This window comes from Shewanella sp. Scap07 (assembly GCF_013394145.1).
GTDB classification, from domain to species: domain Bacteria; phylum Pseudomonadota; class Gammaproteobacteria; order Enterobacterales; family Shewanellaceae; genus Shewanella; species Shewanella waksmanii.
The window spans coordinates 3919657-3940264 of sequence record NZ_CP041329.1 but is presented as its reverse complement, the minus strand read 5'-3'; the positions used below and the strand labels follow the sequence as shown (position 1 = coordinate 3940264).

The following is a 20608-nucleotide window of genomic DNA, read 5'->3' as shown; positions in this document are numbered from 1 at the left end:
TGACTAGTCGTAAAGTTGCTGGGTAAAAAACACGTGTAGCCAGTCAACTTCTTATACTGATTGGTATAATATTGTAACAGCTTAACGTAAAAGAGTGATCGCCTTGTCGCTACCGCAACTGTCTTTGTTTGCACTTCCCTTGTCTCGCAAAAGCTTGATTGGTCGACTACTGCTGGCATTTGCCTTATTAGCGGTGTTGTTATTGCTGCTGATTAGTTTAGGCAGTGTCAGTTTGCGCTGGGTACAACAAGCTGACAAATATCTGTATGAACAAGCGTTGCCAGCCTCAGAGGCGGCGCGTAAATTGGTGCTGTCGAGCAATGCGCTGGCTGACAATGCCAAGCAACTTGGTTTGTCAGATGAAGAAGCGCAGCGACAACTTGTGGGGCGCAAGTTATCACTCAATAGTGCTTCGATGCTGGCCGCTATTCGCGCGCTTAAAGCCAATGATGTCGATTTTGATGTCAGCTTGGCACAAAGCGCAGCCGAAATTATTGCCGATCTCACCCAGCTTGGTGAGCTAGTGGGTGAGCGTATTCGCAGTGCGTATCAATTGGAGTTACAGGGCGAATCATTGGTGGATGCCGCCGCAGACAGTACCCGGCTGTTGCAAGCTGAGCTGGCAATTGTAGATTCAACTATTTTGTCAAAGTTAAGCTTGGCCTACCCGCAAGCGGTAGGGGAAGCACAGACGGCTGCGTTATTGGATAGCTTGATAGAGCAAGATCTTGACCGTCAAGAACAGCTCAATCGGGGCTTAAAAATCATTCATAATGTGGCGTTGCTGGGGCAAATATTTCAGTCTCCTGAGTTAGATTCCGGCCTCATTGCTGGCATAGAGCAAGTTGAGGTTGCCCAAGGTGAATCGCAGCCCTTAGCACTAGTTGGTGCCGACTCAAGTTTACGCTACTTAAATTCGTTGCAGCAGCTCAGTAGTATTATTCGCGATCCGGTGAGAGCCAAGGCATTGCAAAGTACCATCACCGAACTTTTACAGGTGCCACAAAGCTTGGCATTACAACAGCAACATAATCAGCTCTACCGTGCCCAAGAATTGCAGCTGCAAACCCTGATGGACAAACTTAGTCGCTTGAATCAGGCGGTAGACAGTGCCATGCGCAATCAAGCCTCTGAGGCTGATAATGCTCGCCAAGCCTATTTGCAGCAATTACGCTGGGCTAAGTGGGGACTGTGGGTGACTGGACTTTTGATTTTACTCGTCATTGCCACTGTGGTGTATCGGGTGATTTACCGAGGCATCGCCCTTAAGCTCGATGCCGCCACCAAAGCCTTAGCCCAGTTAAGCTTAGGCAATACCAATGTCACCATTGATACCCAAGGTGACGATGAATTAGCAGCGATGGCTAGCACCATTAAGGCGTTTAAACAAAAAACCGACCATAACCTTAAACTACAAGCACAGTTGCGGGATACCGCTGCCGAGTTATTCGAACATAAACAAGCGCTTGAGGCCAAAGTTGAAGAACGTACTTTGGCACTTGCTCAGGCTAACGAGCAGTTAGATAAAGAGGTTAAGGGCCAAGAAATCGCGCGGGAGATGGCCGAGCAAGCCAATCAAGCTAAGTCTCTGTTTTTAGCCACTATGAGCCATGAGATCCGTACCCCTCTGAACGGGCTATTGGGCACGTTGACCTTGCTAGGCCATGCTAATTTGCCCGCCGCACAACAGCGGTTGTTGGCGTTATCACAATATAGCGGCACCTTGCTGCAAACAGTGCTGAATGACATTTTAGATTTCTCGCGGCTAGAACAAAGTAAATTGGCCAATGAACCACGAGCAGTGGATCTCAATCAGCTACTAGATGAAGTGACTGCGATTATGTTGGCCGGTGCAGGGCTAGCGGGATTAACCCTGCGAGCTAATCATGACAACCTGCCTAAGTGGGTGTACCTCGACGGCCCCAAATTACGTCAAGTATTGTTTAATCTGCTGGGCAATGCGATTAAGTTTACCCCCCAAGGCCGCATAGAGTTGTCGGTGATGCAGCAGGGACAAAGGCTGGAATTTACTGTTACTGATAGTGGCATTGGGATTGACCAACAAGCCATGAGTCAGCTGTTTAAAGCCTACAGTAACGAACCCTCTAAAGGCCGCGATCGTGGTACTGGATTAGGCTTGGCGATCAGTAAGCAGTTAGTGCAACTAATGGATAGTGACAGCCCATCGCAAAACCATGGTTTGTGGGTGCGCAGTGAGGTGGGTAAAGGTAGTTGCTTTGGCTTCTCTTTGCCGCTAATTGAGTGCCAAGGGCCGCAAACCGAGCAAGATGAGCAGGTACAGTTGGTCGAACCCAAGCGGGTACTGGTGGTTGAAGACAATAAAATCAACGCCATGGTTGCTCAAGGATTCTTGGCCCATCTTGGCCATGATTCGGTGTTAGTGGGCAGCTGTCAGCAAGCACGTCAATGCTACACCGCAGAATGTGCCGCGCAATTCGATGCCATTATGTTGGATATTCAATTGGGAGATGGCTCCGGCTTAGATTTGCTCAAACAATTACAGCAAGTCAATCAACATGCTCAGCTTAGTACCCAAATCGCCGCATTTACCGCGCAGGTGCAACCTCAAGATATGATGCGTTATCAGCAGTTGGGGTTCGATGAAGTGTTAATGAAGCCTCTCGATATGCAGGCATTGCAGAACTGGCTTGGGCGCGGCAAAGCGCTTGCTGATGTGACCGATGTGCCAGGCGACGGTGTCGATATACTTCGCAGTAATGTTGAGGTACGACAAGATGACGTGCTGTTAAATGAACAGCCGCAATCTCTATACGCGAACTTACTGGATTTAAGCCAGCTTGAACAAGATGAGCAGTACTTGGGGATTGACGCCATAGAGGAGATTTATCAGCTGTATCTTGTCTCTAGTGAGCAACATATTGCCAGCCTAGCCAGTGGTGAGAGTGACTATCTTAAAGTTATCCACGCCCTGAAGGGCAGCAGTGCCAGTATGGCTATGCAGCAATTAGCGCAGGAGTGTAAACAGGTTGAGTTACTTGGCCTGAATGCACAGCAATATGTGAGTGAGCAACATGAGCGGATTTGCCAAGTTTGGCAGCAGTCAATACAAGCGTTAGCAGCTTGGTTAGCAGACAATAGATAGTTGATTGTATAGCTTTGATTAATAAGCTTGGTAGAGTTGCAGGCTACTGCTAAAAAGCCATCTACTCCAAGCTTAATATGGTAGATCACATATTACCGGTTAGCATTTAGCAAGGCATTGTTGGCGTTTTTGCTCACATACTTGTGGTGAGCTCCATGGTGTAGCAGTACAGTAGCCGTAGCCACGATTGCAATCAACCGCACATTGAGAGATTTCAGCGACCACAGAAGTTGATGCCATAGACATCCCAAATCCCATAGACATAGCAACCAGGGCAAACTTAAGTTTATTTTTCATTATTCATCCTTACGTATTATTCAATCTATCGCTCTTCAGTGAGCAACAATCAACCTAGCAAGCTGCTTTTTAGCTGACAACACAGGTGCGAGTAAATCATCATGATTGCTTTGAAACGTATCTGTTTTTTCTTGGCTTTTTGAAAAAATACTCGGTTAATCTAGTACTTTAAGTTAATTGCGCTGCTGTTGAGGCATGGATAGGATCCATTCATCGATATACTAAGGTCGTCATTGCCCTGAACGTCGGCTGAAATTAAAAGGAATTAGGGATTAATGGCTAACTTATTAAAACTTTTACTACTACTTGGTTTAGCGCTGCTGGGTTATCAGCAGTGGTTTGCCGCACTGCCGCTGCAAACATACTCTTTTACTAATGTGCCGGTCACAGTGGCGATGTTAGAAGGTGCCCACATTAAGCGAGACACCGATAGCCGTACGGATATTGAGTCAATCATTTCACAGGGTAAGTTCACCATGGCCGCGTTGTCAGTGAGCTCTGAAATGGAGAAGTTCGAACAAGCTGATATGGAGTTTATCGCTGACGATTTTGATGAGTTCGAGATGATAAGCTCAGCTTATACAGGCTTGAAAAACGGTGCCGCGACTGAGATTGACCGTGGTTATATCTCTCATAATGGCAAGCGTGGTTATCAAATGACATTACAATTCTCTAATGGCGAAGATGAGATCACCATGCAGCAGCGCATTTTTATCGTCAATGACTATTTATTGGTCTTTATCGGTGGCTACAATAGCACCCAGCAGCAACGAACTGTGTCGCAGTTTCTTGATTCAATTAGTTTTGGCTAACGGTGGCATTTAAGCAAAGGCCAACCGCTATTTAGGGTTGGCCTTTTCAGTGGAGATACGGTGATACAAACCGTGTGTAAGTATTACAACTCGCCTTGCATCCATTGCAGATCTGATTCCACCCATGACTGAGTCAGCCGCGCTAGTGGAAGGTAGAAACTGCCTTGATCGACTTCTGCAACTTTATTGACAAAATTGGCCAGCCAATTTGCCAGGTTATGTTGCACAAACTCGCACTGCTGCGCTAAGTCTTGGTTCACACAGATGTGTGCAACGTAGGCAAGCATTACCGCAATGTGATCAGCTGGCTCTGGAAATACACTCTGAACCTGCAATTGGCTCTGTTTGAGAAATTGACTCATTTGCTGATGCTGCTCACCAAACAGTAATGGTTGGTCATCATCGCTGCTCGCTTGTTTTTGTAAGTACAAGCTGGCGTAGGGTGAGGCGCTATGCTTGGTGCCCACCAAAAATAAGCCGCAGTAATCTGCTGCCAGTTCTAGCAATGCTTTATCGGATGTCAGTGTTTGCAGCTTGGCGACAATCATCTCAACATCTTGACTAAAGCTAGGCTCACTGCCGAGCTGTTGCCAAAATGCCATTGCCTGAGTACTGGTTAGCTCATGCAATATTTGATGATCGACCTCTTTGGCAAATAAAGATGACAGTAGCTGATAGATACTGGCTCTAGCTTGGTTCACTGATTGTTGTTGGCTCATAGTGCAATCTCTACTGGGCCGCTAAAAGCACTCACTTGAGGTACTTTGCCGCGATACTTTTCAAACTCAACTAAACAGGTATAGGCAGCACATGCCTGCGCTAATTTAGATGTACCGATATCCTGAGTTAGTGTATTGGGGTCGCCGTAACTACACAAGGCGCCAATTTCTGCTCCGCCTTCTTTGCTGCCATCTTCACCTACTGGGCCATACCATGCGCCTTCGTGGATACGAATCACACCTTGCGGGAAGTTATCAGAGACTACGGCTCCGGCAAGCAACTGACCACGGTCATTGAAAACCCGCACGATATCCCCTGATTGAATGCCGCGTTGTTTGGCGTCAATTGGGTTAAGGTAAACCGGCTCACGGCCATTAACCGCATAAGACTCACGGTAGGCTTCAGATTCACACATTTGTGAGTGCAAACGTTTATCTGGATGGCAAGACTGCATCCACACCGGGAATTTATCCGAGCCTGGGCCACCATGACAGCGCTCAGATTTCTCCATCCAAGTAGGATGACCTGGGCAATCGTCATAGTTGTATTGGGCTATCTTGCGGCTGAAGATCTCAATTAGCCCGGACGGTGTGCCCAGTGGGTTAATCTCAGGATCTTCCCTAAATGCGGCATGACGAGTCCAAGGCTTACCTTCACCAAAGTGCACATAACCTTGTTTCCAGAAGGTGTCAAAGTCAGGCATGTCGAATTTTTCAGCATTGGCTGCCTTGCAGTCATTGTATAGATTAGCTATCCATTCACGTTCAGTCAGGCCGCGTGTGTACTCCTTCTCTTTGCCAAGAAGACGGGCAAAGCGAGTGAAGATCTCAAAATCAGATAGACTTTCAAATAATGGCTCCACCATTTTCTGCATCGCTAAAATGCCACGGTTGGCATAGCTACCATAAACATCAATGTCGTTACGCTCAAAGGTGGTACAAGCTGGCAATACGATATCTGAGAATCGGCAAGTAGCCGTCCAGTTCATATCAATGGTCACCACGCACTCTAACTTATGGAAAGCTTGCTTCATGCGATTGCGATCTTGGTGATGGTTCCACGGGTTGTTGCCGGAGAACACCATCATTTTGATATCTGGATAGGTGACCTTGCTACCATTGGCATCGATAGTTTTACCAGGTTCCAAAATGGCATCAATCCAACGTGCTACTGGAATGGTGCTGCTGGTGCCTTTAAAGTCATTGTTATCGAAAATGGGCTTTTGGCCTTCATCTAAGTTGCGCGGGAATGCGCCCGGCGCGGCGGCGCCTGATGATGGTACACCAATACTTGAGTAATGGTGACCATAGCTAATTCCCCCACCGGGTAGTCCAATTTGGCCAATCATGGTGGCCAGTACAGCCGCCATCCAATAGGGTTGTTCGCCATGTTGCTGACGTTGAATACACCAGCCCATTAGCATTTGGGTGCGATCTTGGGTCATCACTTTAGCGAGATCGCGAATGATTTCTGCCGATACGCCGGTAATATCTGCCGCCCATTCTGGGGTTTTTTCGATGCCGTCGGTTTCACCTTGAAGGTAAGGTAAGAAGCGATCAAACCCAAGGCTATAGCCGTCGATGAAGGCTTTATCATGTAGGTTTTTAGCGACCATTTCATTGGCAATACCTAACATTAACGCCACGTCAGTTTGCGGGTTAACGTATAGCTGTTCGCAACCTAAATATTGCTGAGTTTTAGTCACAACCGGATCAATACTGATCACCCGTATTTCGCCTTTGGCCACTTTATCCTTTAGTTGAGCAAGGTAAGCGTAAGACTCATGGGTCTCAGCATTCCAACCCACCTGCAAGTTTTTGTAAGGATCATTGGACCATAAAATAATGGTTTTGCTGTTTTCTAAAATCAGCGGCCATGAGGTACCCTGAGCGTACACTTCGGTTGAGCCCAAAATATAAGGCAAGATGGTTTGCCCTGCACCAGTAGAGTAATCCCCGACTTTTTTTACAAAGTTACCGTGCATGCCAACAGCACGTTGCATATGGCTGGTACTTGAGTGCAGCTGGCCGGTTGCACGCCAACCGGTTTGCCCGGCGTGCAAGCCTGATGGCCCATATTTGGTTTGTACTTCATCCAATGAGTCTTTAAATAGCGATAGCGCTTTGTCCCAAGTGACGCGTACAAAGCGGAAATCACCGCGCTGTGTCGTATCACTTTTGTGGCCATTCAAAAGGAAGTCTAAACGCACCATGGGGTAACGTACCCGAGATGGGTTGTAGACTAAGCCCTTAACACCATTGATCATGTCTGTCGGGTATTTATCGCTATCAAAAGGTTTCACCTCGGCAATAACCCCGTTTTTGCGCTTCATTTTGAACGCGCCAAAGTGCGAACCTGTGGTCAGCCAACCATCGCTAGCTCCGGCGCCGCTGGCTGCTAGGGCATTAAGCGGGGCCAATACTGATGAGCCACTAAGCACAACGTAAGAAGTGCCGACTAAGCCTTTTAGAAAATCTCTTCTGTTCATAATACGTTGTCCTAATTAGTGCGCTGACTTATCAAAGGTTGATGAATGCTCTTGCAGATACTTCTGCACCAGTGCTTGGGTATCTTGGTCCATGTTGACGAAGGCAATCATGCCTTGGAACATGCCTGGCCAAGTGTTGGCGTCAAAATGGGCGGCATCGGGCTGGGTATGACACACACTACACGCGGTGTTATAAGTGCCGCGAGCATAATCCCAAAGCGGCTGTAGATCGCTCAGTAGGTAGTCAGTATCGGTCCAGATAGCCGCTTCAACACGTTGCCATTTTAGCCCTGTCATTGGATCTTCTTGCTCTTCAAATGTGGTGATAACCCCTTCTTCAAGTGCGGCATCTTTGGTGAGCTGTGCACTTAAAATATTAAGACCGAAGTCATAGTAGATAACGCGTCCAGCACCAATTTTCTTGCGCCAGCCATCAATGCCAATCTTGGCGCGATTGCCTTTGATTTCGAGGACTTTAACCTTGGTCGCAATGTTCAATGTACCCGCTTCAACGTCCGTTTTTTCATTGAAGTAAAGGGGTTTAGTGAGCGCAGTAAAGTAGCTTTGGTCGACCTGCAAACTACTGACCCCTGAGCCAACTTGGCCAATGAGTTCAGGTGCACGGGCTGTCCCCATATCGGGTAGCTTATGGGCAATCCCTTTGTGGCAATCAATGCAGCTCTGGTCAAGCTCTGCTGCGCGTTTCATCTGCTTTTGCGCCAGCTGCGACATATCTTCCCATTTCATGGAGTCGTAGTTGTGGCAGTTTTTACATGCTAATGAATTGTCTCTATCGAAACGTTTCCATTCACGACTGGCCATCTCTAAGCGCTTGTCTTCGAATTTCTCTGGGGTGTTGACGGTTTGTAGCAACCAACCCCATACATCGTGAGACGCTTCCATTTTGCGGCCAATCTTACGGCTCCACTCGTGAGGAACGTGACAGTCTGGGCAAGTCGCCCGTACGCCTGAGTGATTAGACCAATGCACAGTTTCTTGTAGCTCTTGGTAGGGCTTACTCTCCATGCTGTGGCAGCTAATGCAGAACTCTTCAGTATTGGTCGCTTCCAGCGCGGTGTTAAACCCACCCCAAAAGATAATGCCCATTAGAAAAGCGGAAATACTGATTGAGCCCAGTGTTAGATATTGAGCTGGTTTGTTTAGTGTGCGCCAGATGTTGATAAGCCATCTCATAATCGCATCCTCTTAATAAAATATAGTGACTGATTGCAGGGCTAGTGGGCGACAACGCCACCAAAGGCTTGAATCATCCAAATGATGAATCCATAGGCGCTGACAAAGCTGGCGCTGAGGACGGGAAATAAAATGAAGATGATGAAGCCTAGGGCCTTCAACTCATCAGATTTATTGCTAAGCGATTGACTCGCAGATTGTTGCTTGGCCATGGTGCTGACTCCGGCTCAATGTTCAATTTCGATGGCGCCATTATAGGTAGCAGATGTGAACAGCGATGGCAGTGGCGATGAATGGAATGCGACAACTTATGACAAAATATGAATGGATTTTTGTTGTGGATATTTTTTGCATTAAATCAAGTGCTTACATCGTTACTTGGGAGGGGTTTTACCAATCAACTCGTGAGAGGAGGTGCTTTTCTATGAAAAATCAAATTAGTTCCTCATTATTGCTAGCCGGCAAACCCCGCTAGGCTTGCGAGTTTTTGTATACCTGTAGGAACCGCCATGCCATCAACAGACCTCACTTGCCGACTTGCATCACTGTGTGCCGATATTCGCCGAGCTTTAAATCAGGAGGTTATCGACTATAACGAAGTCGCGCTCTACGCTGAGTTTGCCCTGAGCCGCGCCTATGAAATGCTGTTACTGAACGGTGGTGACTTTGCACTGCGACAAACCGAAGCGATCATTGAACGGGCACTACAAGTGATGCCCTGCTTAACGGACTTTTTAGCCGAAGCAGAGCAACTGCTGTGCAAGTTAGCCAGTGTTAACGGCCAGGCTGAACTTGCCGATGTTTGCGCGCAGATTGTTGAGCCGTTATTGCATATTAAAGTGATTGCGATGAGTAAGATGAATAAAAGCGAGTATCTGATTTAACACGGCAGGTACTTACGCTGTTTTTAACGTGCAGTCCCGCCGTTCAAACAGTCGGTTTAGCACGTTAAATCAGCAACAAAGCTGCAATTGATAGGGGTTATGGCGCCTAAGGGATAGGCTTACTGTTGCAAGCCTGCAAAGGGTTAATTTCTAGTACTGGGGCAGCGTCTAGCTCGTTGGCATCCATCATAGTTGCAATGCGCTGCATTGAAGAAAGCAGTAAAGTTTGCTCCCACTCGGGCAGGACTTGAAACTTTTGAATAAAGTGCTCTTGTAAAGGCTGCGGCGCATCAATCAGACTGGCATGGCCCTGCTCAGTTAAAAAAAGGCTCACTCTGCGTTTGTCTTGATCACTGCGGATGCGTTGTATTAAAGCTCTGCTTTCTAGCCTATCTAAAATATTGGTGACAGTGGCAGCGCTCAGATTAATATTTTTGGCTATCTGACTGGCGGTGATCGCCTCTACATGGGCTATTTGCTGCATGATAAGCAACTGTGGCCCAGTTAACCCTGATAGCTTGTTCAATTGTTTCGAGTGCAAATCAATGGCTCTAATCACTTTTCTTATAGAGACAAGTAGCTCTTCATGTTTTTCCATTGGCGATAACATCAGACTTAAAAAGTTAGAGTACATGAATATTATCGCGATTGGCAACTGACGTTTGGCCTGCTGGTTAGTGTTTATTGATGTGAGTTAGCGTGCCGATTTATCACTGTTTTTATCGATGAAAGAAGCGTTTTAGCTAGGCTTACAGCTAAGGCCAATATTGACATGTACAAAAAAACACCTCAATATTAGTTAGAGTTAAAACTATTTTAATTCTAACTAATTGTGCCTGTACCACTGCAGAACATGTTCAGCATTGTCGCTTATTGATTGCTGTCGATTAGGGTTAATTAACGAGTTTGAGCAGCAACATGGCAAACGCTTAGGAATACTAAATTAGATGCGCAATGGTTCAACTGACACTCAAGTACCTTCGTTGAAGTCGCAAGTAGAGGCGTTTGATCAACAGCTCAATGAACTGTTTTTGACCGAATCTATCCAGTCATTAATGGCGAAGCGGTCCGACTTTTTCGATAATCTTCTCAGCCAGTTATGGCAAGATTTTGGTTTGCATCAATACCCCATAGCCTTAAATGCGGTCGGTGGGTTTGGTCGTGGCGCGCTGCATCCTAAATCAGATATTGATATCACCATCTTATATGACGGTAAATTGAGTATTGAAGCGGAAATTCAACTGAGTGATTTTCTCACCCGTCTATGGGATTTAGGTGTAGATATTGGTCAGTCGGTACGCTCAATTAAAGAGACTATCACCTTCGCCCAATCCGACATCACCATTGCCACCAACTTACTCGATATTCGCGTTATTTGTGGTTGCCAGTCTTTCGCCGCCAATGTGCTTAGCAAAATAGGCAAAGAAGGTATCTGGACCATGAAAGACTTCTATGATGCCAAGCTCGAAGAGCAAGAGACACGACATAAAAGAGCACGTAATACCGCTTTGTACTTAGAGCCCAATATTAAGAATAATCCCGGCGGCATGCGCGATCTGCATACCATTGATTGGTTGGCGCAAAAACACAATCAAACGCCGCTCGACCAACAACAGTCACTGGCTCAGTACCTGTCGGCAGAAGAGATTTTTGAACTCTCTGAGGCCTATGATTATATTTGTCGAGTCCGCTGGGCATTGCACGTTACAGCCAAGCGTGCCGAAGAGAAACTGTTGTTTGACCATCAGGGAGAAGTGGCGCAGTTTATGGGCTTTGGTGGCCAAAACAATCAGCTCGCCATTGAAAATATGATGCGCCAGCTGTTTAGGGCCATGACTCGTGTGCGTGAGTTTAATCAGATCATTATTGACTCACTGACCTTTACCTTAGGTTTTCATTCTCGGCCGGTTGCTAGTATTGAAATTGATGAATATTTCAGTATTAAAAACGGACTCATCTCGGTGAATTTCGACCAAGCATTTATTGATAAACGTCAGGTGATGCGCTTGTTTTACCTGCTTGCAGACCATCAGCAAGCGCAAGGGATCGCCCCTGGCACCTTAAGATTGCTTAGGCAAAACAGGCGTCGATTGTTAGGCGAGTTGATTGACTATCAAGGTTGTAGGGAAGAGTTCATACGCCTAATTACCCATAAAAATGGTTTGAAGCTGGCGTTTAGTTTGATGCATCGCTACGGTGCGTTGGCGTCCTACAGTGCCCATTGGCGCTGGATTGAAGGTAAGATGCAGTTTGATATGCATAACGCCTACACGGTAGATGAACATGCGTTTCGGGTGGTGCAAGCGCTTGATGGTTTTTGGGATATTGGTAATGAAACCTTGCTGGTTAACCAAGTCTGTAAGCGTGTCAGAGATAGAACAGGGCTTATTTTAGCGGCGTTGCTGCATCATATTTCCGGTCAGCAATCGATTGATAAAAATGAGCTCAGTGCGATTCAGGCCAAAGAGTTTGCTAGTCAGCATACAGAAAAGAAATCCACCATAGATTTAGTCTATTGGCTGGTGGCCAATCAAGACTTGTTAGTCTCTGCGATTCAAACCGTCGACATTGCCGACCCCAATGTGATTAAAGATTTGGCCAAGCAAGTGGGCAATGAAGATAAGCTCAATGCGCTGTACTGTTTTACCGTTGCCGATATGATGGCAACCAATGAAGAGTATTGGAATGACTGGCAAGAAGCGCTGCTGAACAAGTTGTATTTAGAGGTACGAAAAGCCCTTAAAAGCGGCATTGAGAACATTTTCGAAACGAGGGTGTTGCTTAGAGAAAACAAGGCGACAGCCAAGCAGCAGCTACTGGCACAAGGTGTCGAAGAGGTCGATGTTATTGCGCTATGGTCACGATTACCGAATCACTTTTTTAGTGCAAATACTGCCAGCTCCATCGCGCTGATCTCCCATCAGTTGTTGCGCAACATTGAGCAGAATATTCAAGTGTTCTTTGTGCAAGATACCGCAGAAAACTACACGCAACTGATTGTTTATACAAATGATAGAAATAACCTCTTTGCCGATATTTTTAATGTGCTGTCCGCAGCCAAGTTGAGTGTTAAAGATGCGCAAATAATGAAAAGCAAAGACGGCAATGTGTTAGAGATCATTAAACTGCTGGATGCCGACAATCAGCCCATTGTTGAACCCATGCGTTTGCAGCGCTTAAAGAAAAGGGTCACGGAAGTTATTGTTGATGGCAGTAAAGCCAAGTTAGCGGCGAGCCCACGATATGTGCGCAACTTTGATAGTGACCCCGAGATTGATCTGTTAGAGAGCACCCGCAAAAACAAAGTATTGCTGAAGATAAATACCTTAGATAAACCCATCTATATGCAAAGTATTTGCTCTGCCTTTTCTGCATTGGACTTAACGATTCACTCAGCAAAAATCACCACACTGGGTGAGTCGACCGAAAACGTGTTTTTGCTCTCCAATCGTGATGAAGAGCCGATGACAACCAAAGAGAAACATCATATTAAGGGCGCAATCAATGCCAGCTTAATGGCGTTACCGTCGTGACTTTAGCTGCCATGACACTCAGGCGGACACTAGCTTAATAAGGTCCAGCAGATGAAGCCTACCCAGCTAATCAGTAATAGTCCCCAAGGTAGGTAGTGGCTTTGGGAGTTGTTGTTGCTCACCTCGACTGAGGTCTCAACATCTTCTTGGCTACGCGCTTTGGCTTTAATGGCCTGTTTACGCACTTTATCTCTCTCGCGGGCCTTACCTTTTTGTAGCTTCTTATATTCAGCAATGCCTTTTTCAATGCCCTGGGCGATCAGTTTAGTTTGCTCTTTAGTCTGCCCAGGTTTTTGAGTTGCCTTGGCAACCTTCAGTGCTTCATTCTTGGTTTCGTTAGAAGTTGTTTTAGCCATGTTGTTGCGAGTTTAACGCCTGTTTTAGCGAGTCGATAAGCGCACTATATCAGGTCTAGAGACCAAAATGCAGTGCGCTATTTTTCCCGTTGACATTGCGACTTTTAAGCGGCTAAATCTTGTTTTAGCGGATTGGCTGCGAGAAACTCAAATAAGCCTGTTTGCAAATTGACATTCCAAAAACGGCCTGCCAAAGTCAAACTCAGCAAAGGTGAGCTAAAATCGGCGAGGCCATTGTGCTGCCACTGTTCAAATAGTGGGGTTAAGTGCTTAGCTAGCTTGGCTGGAAGCAAGCGGGTATCGAGCAAACCGGTATCTAATCCGCGTTTGATAACCGCATCGAGCGCGGCTGAAGGGTTAGGGGTCATGATCATTTGCGGCACCTGAGCTGGGACAGTTTGCACAGTGTCAGGTGTACTATTATGTGCTTGATGCCATTGCTTTAAATCGCGACCATTCATACAGCCGTGGCCATGAATACTGCCACCGGCTCCGGCGCCAAACGGCAGGATTTCAATACCGCTTTTCGCTAAGGTGTTATAAATACTCCGCTCTCTGGCATCTCTGCGCCAATGGCAGCTCGATAGTCTTTGCCAGTTATGAGCTTCGAAGTGGTTCGCGCCAGTGGCGTACATATTGGCGCGGGTTTGGCTATCGGCTTGATATTGGCTATTGGCAGGCGCTATCACCTTACCTTTGCCCTTGGCATGATCCATTCGTGAGCCAGACAAACCAATTAATTGATATAGATCGACACCATGCACACCCGTCTCAATGACCGCCTGCAGATCTTGCTGCCAAACGTCCATGGTCTGCCCAGGTAAGCCAAAGATAAGATCAATGACCACACTGGCACTGGGGTGCTGACTCAGTTCTGCCAAGCGATTCAGTAGCACTGTTTTGTCGTCGAAACGGCCGGCGGCAATGCGCACATCGGTATCGAAACTCTGTACTCCAAATGAAAAACGATTGAAGCCACTTTGATTGGCTGCCTGCCATTTGTCATCGTCAAAGCCGTTGAGCCTACCCTCAAGGGTTATCTCCACATCGTCGACCAATTTAAATCGCTGAATAGCTTCACCTAGTCTGAAAATTTCATCGGCCTGCATGTCAGTGGGTGTACCGCCGCCAACGTAAACAGTGTCGAACGCTCGACTGTTGCCCAATGGGGTATCAGCGGCAATAAGCAGCTGCTCAACGAGTGTATCTACATAGCGGCTGACTTTTTCTGGGTTGGTGCCATTTTCAAAAAAGTTACAGAAACTGCAGCGTTTGCGACAAAAGGGCAGGTGGATATATAGCGCCCGCTGCGTGGCTTGGCTAGGTTGCTGCCACCATTGTTGCCATTGCTGACTGTCGAGTGTAAGTGGACGACTATTGCTGCGTCCTGCGTGGGGAGCACTCTTCACTTTAAAAGCATGTTGCAGCGGGTCGGGACTGTTAATTCCCGTCATTGTGGGGGTAAATTGCATAGCAACCTCATGGTAATCTCTAATCCCGTAATGATAATCATTATCAAGTGAGAAATTGTTGCTATGGATCAAATTTCAACTAAGAAGAGTGTAAATCTGTGTCAATTTTGGCCGGTAATTATCGTTGACGGGTGTAAGTGTTTTTCACGATATAATCGAGTAATGGTTCGGCACTAACATGACGAAATTTCAACGGTTGTATTAGCTCGCCAAACAAGGGAGTACCGGCACCGAGAAGCACAGGAATAGTGGTAATAATCAGTGTGTCGATAAGATCGTGTTGTAAGAATTGTTGAATGACATTGCCGCCGTCAATATACAAGTTGTGGTGACCTTGCTGATGAATATCGTCCAGCACTTGCTCAAGAGGGCCATTAACAATAAAGACCTTACCCTTAAGTTCAGCAGGTAGCGAAGTTAAGCTATTACTGAGAACATAAACCGGTTTGCTGTAAGGCCAGTCGATGCCAAAACTCAACACCACTTCAAAGGTATTTCGCCCCATAACTAACGCATCAACACTGTCCATAAATGCGCTAAATCCCAAATCATCATTTTGCGGATTCGGAATATCGTGCAGCCAGTCCAAATTATCATCTTTGCCGGCAATGAGACCATCAAGGCTGGTAGCGATATAGACAGTGTTAGTCATGGTATTTCCTCTTTTATATTGACGATGATGATGCTCTTATCGCGTCACAGTTATCGTTTAGGCTTGTATTAACTGCGGTGATAACTTAAAATTCTACAGTGTAGAAAAATGGTATTTTATCGAGACATTATAATGACTGTCAACACCAAGAAACGTGGGCGACCTTCAGCGGCAGGCCAGCCTCTCAATCAGCAACGCATATTGGAACAGGCCAAGCAACTTTTGCTAGAGCAGGGCAAAGTGCCCAGTATTAGGCAGTTAGCCGCGCAGTTGCAGGTCGATGCCATGTCGATCTATCACTATTTTGACAACAAGAATTCGTTATTAGAGGCATTGGCCATCTCATTAGTTGACGAAGTAACGTTTGATGCAACAGCTGAGGATTGGCGGGCAGCACTGCTGCTTCTGTGTCAGCGCTATCTGGTGCTACTCGATAAGTATGCCGCTTTATTGGAAACCTTATTAACCATGAAATCCACTGGACCTGCCGAGGTGTTTTCCCGTCAACTTGGGCAAGTGCTGCGGCCGTTGCAGCTTGGTGAGCAGCAATTTAACGATCTACTGTGTTTACTTGCTGATTACTTGCATGGTTTTGCTTTAGCAATGCGCAGCGACACAACCGGCAAATTAACGGTTGAGCAAATTGAAGGGCCCATTACGTTAATTTGCCGTGCTATCACACTAGAACACTAATACCAATCAGTATAAGAATTTGATCTACTCAGCGCGCTTTTTGCAAACTAATTCAAGGCCGGCTAATTCAAAGTGAGTACTGAAACAATGGTTGCTCCCTTGTGAGGTTATTCAACGCAGAAGTAGGTAGCCAAAAACGCGCCAGAATGGCGAGTTTTAGCGATTCTGATGCTGTGTTAACGAGCTTAACCGTAGAATAACTATGCTCTTCACTCGTTGCAAGCCACATGGATGTGGTGAATGTCATTAATGCAGGAGCATTTAATTACCTTGCCTCAGAACCGCTAAACTCTCGCTGAGTGACTAAATGTTTATACTGATTGGTATAAGCTTGTTTTGGTTGGCTAAAATAGCAAAGGCGTCGCGCTATTAGGTTGGTTAACGACAACGGGGTCATAGTGCCAAACTTGGCGAATAGTCGCCGGGGTTAACGTTTGCTCAGGGCTGCCATCTTCTACCACTTGGCCTTGCTCTAGTATCACTAAGCGGTCGGCATAGCGTGATGCTTGATTAAGGTCGTGAAGCACCACGATCACCGCATACCCTTGCTCATGGGCCAAGCGTTTTGCGAGCGATAACACTCGGTGTTGCTGGGCTAAATCCAGCGCCGATGTTGGCTCATCGAGTAGCAAGATAGGTGATTGGGGGGCTTGGGCCAATTGGGTTAACACCCGCGCGAGCTGTACTCGCTGCTTTTCACCCCCTGACAGCGTTGGGTAACTGCGGTCTTTTAAATGCAGTAGGTCCACTTGCTCAAGTTGCGACAGCACCAATTGCTTGCCTTGTTGCTGACTGAGGCTAAGGGGGTAAAGTCCCATCTCCACCACCTCATGCACTTTAAACGGGAAGGTTAGCGATGCGTGTTGTGGCAATACTGCCATCGATTTTGCAAGTTGCTGCCTATCCCATTGTTCAAGCTTAGCGCCAAACACATCAATGGTGCCATTATCAGCTGCAACCTCTTGGCATAAACTCTTCAGCAAGGTCGATTTACCTGCCCCATTGGGTCCGAGTAAAGCGGTGACTTGTCCGGCTTGAATATTGAGGTCGATATGACTCAATACCGTTTTTTGACCGATGCGCACCGATAGCTTATTGACTTGCAGTACCGTCTTACCTGAGGGCTCGACGTTAGGTGAGGTTTGATTTGTCATTGCTATATCAACCTATGACGCTGCTTGAGCAGTAGTAGAATAAAGAATGGTGCACCTAGCAGCGCAGTGACTAAGCCCACAGGCAGCTCAGATGGCGCCACCAAAGCGCGGGCACCGATATCGGCTAAAGCTAAAATCGCTGCACCTAGCATGGCACTGAGTGGCAGTAACTGCTTGTGATCTGGGCCTACCATCATGCGCACTAAATGCGGCACCACTAGGCCTATGAAGCCAATAATTCCGGTAGCAGCCACAGCAATTCCGACACCAATGGCACACAGTACGATGAGCTTAAATTTGAGTTTATCCACATCCAGCCCTAAGTGACGGGCTTCAGCCTCGCCAAGCAACAGGGCGTTGAGGGCTTTTGCATTGCGGTTAAACTGCCAGCTGACCAAGGCCAAGGCAAGTAAACTGAGAATCACATAATGCCACTGCGCACCAGCAATCGAGCCCATTTGCCACAGGGTGAGATCGCGCAGCGCCATATCATCGGCCATGTATGTTAGCAGGCCAATCCCCGCTCCTGCGAGTGCAGCAATAGCAACCCCAGATAACAGCAGAAGCACCACCGAGGTACCGCTTGGGCTGCTAGCCAGTCGGTAAACCGCCAATGTAGTTAATAGTCCGGCCACAAAAGCCGACAGTGCCACCATGTACTCACCACCTTGGGGGATAAGTACAATGCAGATTGCGGCGCCAAGCGCAGCGCCGGATGACACCCCAATAATGCCAGGGTCGGCCAATGGGTTACGGAATAAGCCCTGCATTACCGCGCCGCATTGTGCTAACACTGCGCCAACAGCCAATGCCAACAAGGTGCGCGGCAAGCGCACGTTGTTGATAACCAACTGCTCATGGGGAGCAACGCTACCCACTTCTAACTGCGTGGCCCAATTGACAACCGCCTGCAGGCTAACGGTAGGGCTTATTTGCAGTGGACCTATGCTGACAGACATCAAGCTTGTGATCACCAACGCGCTCAGTAATCCAGGCCACAGCCAACGACGATTATCCATGATGTTTCCTAAAGGTTCAGTTTAATACTGTTTAACGTTGATGAAGTCGCTGGCGAGCTTATCGGCGGCTTCAATAGCGCTCAGACCTAAACCACCCAATAGGGCTTGTGGTTTAAGTGATTGGATTTGCTTATTTTCCCCCGCTGGTGTGTGTGCCAGTAAAGGCATGGCTTTGAGTAGATCACCAACAGGATCATCTACAGCTTTGTCTGAACGATTAGAAATAAGAATCACATCTGGGTTGAGGGCTAAAATGCCTTCTTGTGAAACGGACTTATAACCACTAAACCCCGCTATGTTGTTGCCACCGGCTAATTTAATAATAATGTCAGCGGCGGTTTCATCGCCTCCTACGCGGGCAGGTCTGTCTGCTTGTAACAGTAAGAACAGTACTTTGGGCGCATCACCTTGTTGGGCGATTTGCTGTTGCTTTTGCGCTATATCTTTAAAAGACTGCTTAATGTTGTTTTGCAATACCTCAGCCTCGCCTTGGCGCTGCAGTAACTGACCAATTTGCTCGATATTGCTGAGCAGTTGCGATTGAGTATTGGCGTGTGGCAGCTGTACAACATTGACTTTGGCACCACTGAGCACATCTAAGGTCGCTTTCGGGCCCATGGCATCGGTGCCAAGCAGTAGGTTTGGCGATAATGCCAAGATGCCTTCGGCACTTAGCATACGGTGGTAGCCAAGCTTGGCAATATCATCATGTCCTTGAGGTAAGTGACTGGTGGAATCCACAGCCACCAGTTCATCAACAGCATCGAGCGCTACAATCAGCTCTGTGACCCCAGCACCAGCACTGACCACGCGTTGCGGTGATTCATCGGCCGCGGCGTAACTACTCAATAGCATCGCGGTGACGAAACCCAGCGCAGATACTAGCTTAGGTTTAAGACTGTTGGACGTAAGGAAAGATGGGTTGTGCATAGAGTTCTCCAAAAATAAGTCGATGTCGGTCACTTAGTGCTTAGCCTAAGGTTCCATTAAAATTTGGGTGTCGCTGATTTGCTGGCGTTGCAATAGTGCCAACACATTCATCAGTGGCTGTACGGGGGCGGATTTGTCAGCGGCTACCACTACTTTAATGTCTGGCTGCGCGTCAAAAGCCTTAATAAACTCCGCTTCAAAATCATCAAAACTGTTAAATTGTTGGCCATCAATTGCCCAATGGGGTTGCTCCACTAAGATATTGATAGCGATATGCTTATCTTGTGAAAGCGCACTGAGCTCAGAGTCTGCTTCTGTGGGAACCTCAACAGGCAGCGTCAGCAGCTGGGTATTTGCCGTCAGCAGTAAGAACACCAACACGATAAAAATGATATCGATTAAGGGGGTGAGGTCGATGCCCAAAGAGGTTGAGGACTTGTCGGTATTAGCGCTAATCATTAGGCTTGCCCTGCCAAGGTTTGGCCGCTGGCGGAACGAGAACTGCAGCACTGGGCTTGCTCACAGGTTGCGGCTTTTGAGCAAATTTGAGCGGTAGTATCACGACCGATACTCAGTGCGCCGTCAAAACCATCAAGCCACAAATTAAGCAAATTAAGCGCATGGGCCAACTTCTCACAGCGTCGTTCCGCCCACAGGGTAAATAGATGAGCTAAGGTGATGGCTGGAACCGCAATAATTAGGCCTGCCGCAGTCGTATTCATCGCCAGACCTAAGCCTGAAGCGAGTTGAGCCGGGGTGACTGGGCCATCTGATACACCGAGCTCACCAAACATTTCAATCAGACCCAGTACCGTACCGAGTAAACCCAGTAGTGGCGTGACAACCCCAATAATCTGCAGGATCTTTAACCCTGATAGCAAGCGGCCTTTTTGTCTGACTAACCATAAGCTAACGATCTCCTCACGCATGGCGCGAGGTTGATCGCTATGACTCAGCAGTAGCGCGGTACCTTGAGCCAACATGCTGCGACCTTTACTGATATTGGTCATTAACTGTTGCTGTTCTTCTGCGGTTGCCGAACGTGCCTGGGCACGCAATTGTGCCAACCATTTGTCTCGTTTGGGAAGTTCAAATAGCACTAGTGCTAAACGTTCTAAAGTGATTAATAGCGTAATGAAAGCACAGATAAACAGTGGCCAGCTTAGGTAGCCCAGTTGCTCTGACCATTGTTGATATAGTGGTTGCGACATATTTTCTATCCTTTGCGATGAAGGTCATCGCCTTGGTAAATCAAATTGGGTGTGGTTATCCCTAAACTG

Annotated in this window: 19 protein-coding genes; 5 read left to right on the top strand and 14 right to left on the bottom strand. The window is 47.2% G+C overall.

Translation table 11 applies throughout. The features are described 5' to 3' along the window. The first annotated feature begins 103 nt into the window (after nucleotides 1-103). Entirely contained in the window at nucleotides 104-3124 is a 3021-nt protein-coding gene (torS, locus tag FLM48_RS17240) for a TMAO reductase system sensor histidine kinase/response regulator TorS (protein ID WP_179025498.1), read from the top strand. Nucleotides 3125-3223: 99 nt separating this feature from the next. Here the strand turns inward: torS and FLM48_RS17235 are convergent, their stop codons facing one another. Continuing rightward, entirely contained in the window at nucleotides 3224-3421 is a 198-nt protein-coding gene (locus FLM48_RS17235) for a hypothetical protein (RefSeq protein ID WP_179025497.1), read from the bottom strand. A gap of 275 nt (nucleotides 3422-3696) precedes the next feature. Between FLM48_RS17235 and FLM48_RS17230 the strand changes: the two genes are divergently transcribed. Next, nucleotides 3697-4233: a hypothetical protein gene (locus FLM48_RS17230; RefSeq protein WP_179025496.1), complete on the top strand. Its 537-nt coding sequence runs from the start codon at nucleotides 3697-3699 to the stop codon at nucleotides 4231-4233. Nucleotides 4234-4316: 83 nt separating this feature from the next. On the opposite strand, the gene torD is transcribed toward FLM48_RS17230, so the two are convergent. Genes torD through torE form a run of 4 tightly spaced genes read right to left on the bottom strand, consistent with a single transcriptional unit; the run spans nucleotide 4317 to nucleotide 8847 of the window. Continuing rightward, nucleotides 4317-4952: a molecular chaperone TorD gene (gene torD, locus FLM48_RS17225; protein WP_179025495.1), complete on the bottom strand. Its 636-nt coding sequence runs from the start codon at nucleotides 4950-4952 to the stop codon at nucleotides 4317-4319. Beyond that, complete coding sequence (gene torA / locus FLM48_RS17220; protein WP_179025494.1) at nucleotides 4949-7441, bottom strand: trimethylamine-N-oxide reductase TorA; 2493 nt, start codon at nucleotides 7439-7441, stop codon at nucleotides 4949-4951. Before torA ends, torD begins: the two co-directional genes overlap by 4 nt. Before the next feature lie 15 nt (nucleotides 7442-7456). After that, nucleotides 7457-8635: a pentaheme c-type cytochrome TorC gene (gene torC, locus FLM48_RS17215; protein ID WP_028771506.1), complete on the bottom strand. Its 1179-nt coding sequence runs from the start codon at nucleotides 8633-8635 to the stop codon at nucleotides 7457-7459. 41 nt (nucleotides 8636-8676) lie between these two features. Then, nucleotides 8677-8847: a trimethylamine N-oxide reductase system protein TorE gene (torE, locus tag FLM48_RS17210; protein WP_028771505.1), complete on the bottom strand. Its 171-nt coding sequence runs from the start codon at nucleotides 8845-8847 to the stop codon at nucleotides 8677-8679. A 297-nt stretch (nucleotides 8848-9144) separates the two neighbouring features. Here torE and FLM48_RS17205 point away from each other — a divergent pair, with 297 nt between their 5' ends. Next, a complete protein-coding gene (locus FLM48_RS17205) occupies nucleotides 9145-9519 on the top strand; it encodes a hypothetical protein (protein ID WP_179025493.1) in 375 nt (124 codons plus the stop codon). Between the two features lie 106 nt (nucleotides 9520-9625). Here FLM48_RS17205 and FLM48_RS17200 read toward each other — a convergent pair whose 3' ends face one another. Continuing rightward, nucleotides 9626-10117: a MarR family winged helix-turn-helix transcriptional regulator gene (locus tag FLM48_RS17200; RefSeq protein WP_179026410.1), complete on the bottom strand. Its 492-nt coding sequence runs from the start codon at nucleotides 10115-10117 to the stop codon at nucleotides 9626-9628. A gap of 349 nt (nucleotides 10118-10466) precedes the next feature. Here FLM48_RS17200 and glnD point away from each other — a divergent pair, with 349 nt between their 5' ends. Further along, complete coding sequence (glnD, locus tag FLM48_RS17195; protein WP_179025492.1) at nucleotides 10467-13052, top strand: [protein-PII] uridylyltransferase; 2586 nt, start codon at nucleotides 10467-10469, stop codon at nucleotides 13050-13052. A 29-nt stretch (nucleotides 13053-13081) separates the two neighbouring features. Here the strand turns inward: glnD and FLM48_RS17190 are convergent, their stop codons facing one another. From FLM48_RS17190 to FLM48_RS17180, 3 genes are all read right to left on the bottom strand, one after another. Then, complete coding sequence (locus FLM48_RS17190; RefSeq protein WP_179025491.1) at nucleotides 13082-13408, bottom strand: DUF2956 domain-containing protein; 327 nt, start codon at nucleotides 13406-13408, stop codon at nucleotides 13082-13084. Between the two features lie 104 nt (nucleotides 13409-13512). Next, a complete protein-coding gene (gene hutW / locus FLM48_RS17185; protein ID WP_179025490.1) occupies nucleotides 13513-14880 on the bottom strand; it encodes a heme anaerobic degradation radical SAM methyltransferase ChuW/HutW in 1368 nt (455 codons plus the stop codon). A gap of 118 nt (nucleotides 14881-14998) precedes the next feature. Beyond that, complete coding sequence (locus FLM48_RS17180; protein ID WP_179025489.1) at nucleotides 14999-15532, bottom strand: dihydrofolate reductase family protein; 534 nt, start codon at nucleotides 15530-15532, stop codon at nucleotides 14999-15001. A gap of 132 nt (nucleotides 15533-15664) precedes the next feature. Here FLM48_RS17180 and FLM48_RS17175 point away from each other — a divergent pair, with 132 nt between their 5' ends. Continuing rightward, nucleotides 15665-16225, top strand: a complete 561-nt coding sequence (locus FLM48_RS17175) for a TetR/AcrR family transcriptional regulator (protein WP_179025488.1) — start codon at nucleotides 15665-15667, stop codon at nucleotides 16223-16225. Between the two features lie 344 nt (nucleotides 16226-16569). Here the strand turns inward: FLM48_RS17175 and FLM48_RS17170 are convergent, their stop codons facing one another. From FLM48_RS17170 to FLM48_RS17150, 5 genes are read right to left on the bottom strand one after another with little or no spacing between them, the layout of a single operon-like run. Continuing rightward, on the bottom strand, nucleotides 16570-17379 hold the full coding sequence (locus FLM48_RS17170; RefSeq protein ID WP_179025487.1) for a heme ABC transporter ATP-binding protein: 810 nt from the start codon (nucleotides 17377-17379) through the stop codon (nucleotides 16570-16572). A 2-nt stretch (nucleotides 17380-17381) separates the two neighbouring features. Further along, nucleotides 17382-18398, bottom strand: a complete 1017-nt coding sequence (locus FLM48_RS17165) for an iron ABC transporter permease (protein WP_028771498.1) — start codon at nucleotides 18396-18398, stop codon at nucleotides 17382-17384. 21 nt (nucleotides 18399-18419) lie between these two features. Next, on the bottom strand, nucleotides 18420-19328 hold the full coding sequence (locus FLM48_RS17160; protein WP_179025486.1) for a hemin ABC transporter substrate-binding protein: 909 nt from the start codon (nucleotides 19326-19328) through the stop codon (nucleotides 18420-18422). Between the two features lie 45 nt (nucleotides 19329-19373). After that, nucleotides 19374-19787: a biopolymer transporter ExbD gene (locus FLM48_RS17155; protein WP_028771496.1), complete on the bottom strand. Its 414-nt coding sequence runs from the start codon at nucleotides 19785-19787 to the stop codon at nucleotides 19374-19376. Next, nucleotides 19787-20539, bottom strand: coding sequence for a MotA/TolQ/ExbB proton channel family protein (locus FLM48_RS17150; protein WP_179025485.1), 753 nt, complete (start codon nucleotides 20537-20539; stop codon nucleotides 19787-19789). The genes FLM48_RS17155 and FLM48_RS17150 overlap by 1 nt, the downstream gene beginning before the upstream one ends. Nucleotides 20540-20608: the final 69 nt, after the last annotated feature.

Coding starts and splice junctions, on each gene's coding strand:
- FLM48_RS17180 (WP_179025489.1), bottom strand. CDS start 15,532: ATGACTAACACTGTCTATATCGCTACCAGCCTTGATGGTCTCATTGCC.
- FLM48_RS17230 (WP_179025496.1), top strand. CDS start 3,697: ATGGCTAACTTATTAAAACTTTTACTACTACTTGGTTTAGCGCTGCTG.
- FLM48_RS17190 (WP_179025491.1), bottom strand. CDS start 13,408: ATGGCTAAAACAACTTCTAACGAAACCAAGAATGAAGCACTGAAGGTT.
- FLM48_RS17205 (WP_179025493.1), top strand. CDS start 9,145: ATGCCATCAACAGACCTCACTTGCCGACTTGCATCACTGTGTGCCGAT.
- FLM48_RS17200 (WP_179026410.1), bottom strand. CDS start 10,117: ATGGAAAAACATGAAGAGCTACTTGTCTCTATAAGAAAAGTGATTAGA.
- torA (WP_179025494.1), bottom strand. CDS start 7,441: ATGAACAGAAGAGATTTTCTAAAAGGCTTAGTCGGCACTTCTTACGTT.
- FLM48_RS17170 (WP_179025487.1), bottom strand. CDS start 17,379: ATGACAAATCAAACCTCACCTAACGTCGAGCCCTCAGGTAAGACGGTA.
- hutW (WP_179025490.1), bottom strand. CDS start 14,880: ATGCAATTTACCCCCACAATGACGGGAATTAACAGTCCCGACCCGCTG.
- FLM48_RS17150 (WP_179025485.1), bottom strand. CDS start 20,539: ATGTCGCAACCACTATATCAACAATGGTCAGAGCAACTGGGCTACCTA.
- torE (WP_028771505.1), bottom strand. CDS start 8,847: ATGGCCAAGCAACAATCTGCGAGTCAATCGCTTAGCAATAAATCTGAT.
- torC (WP_028771506.1), bottom strand. CDS start 8,635: ATGAGATGGCTTATCAACATCTGGCGCACACTAAACAAACCAGCTCAA.
- glnD (WP_179025492.1), top strand. CDS start 10,467: ATGCGCAATGGTTCAACTGACACTCAAGTACCTTCGTTGAAGTCGCAA.
- FLM48_RS17175 (WP_179025488.1), top strand. CDS start 15,665: ATGACTGTCAACACCAAGAAACGTGGGCGACCTTCAGCGGCAGGCCAG.
- FLM48_RS17160 (WP_179025486.1), bottom strand. CDS start 19,328: ATGCACAACCCATCTTTCCTTACGTCCAACAGTCTTAAACCTAAGCTA.
- FLM48_RS17235 (WP_179025497.1), bottom strand. CDS start 3,421: ATGAAAAATAAACTTAAGTTTGCCCTGGTTGCTATGTCTATGGGATTT.
- FLM48_RS17165 (WP_028771498.1), bottom strand. CDS start 18,398: ATGGATAATCGTCGTTGGCTGTGGCCTGGATTACTGAGCGCGTTGGTG.
- FLM48_RS17155 (WP_028771496.1), bottom strand. CDS start 19,787: ATGATTAGCGCTAATACCGACAAGTCCTCAACCTCTTTGGGCATCGAC.
- torD (WP_179025495.1), bottom strand. CDS start 4,952: ATGAGCCAACAACAATCAGTGAACCAAGCTAGAGCCAGTATCTATCAG.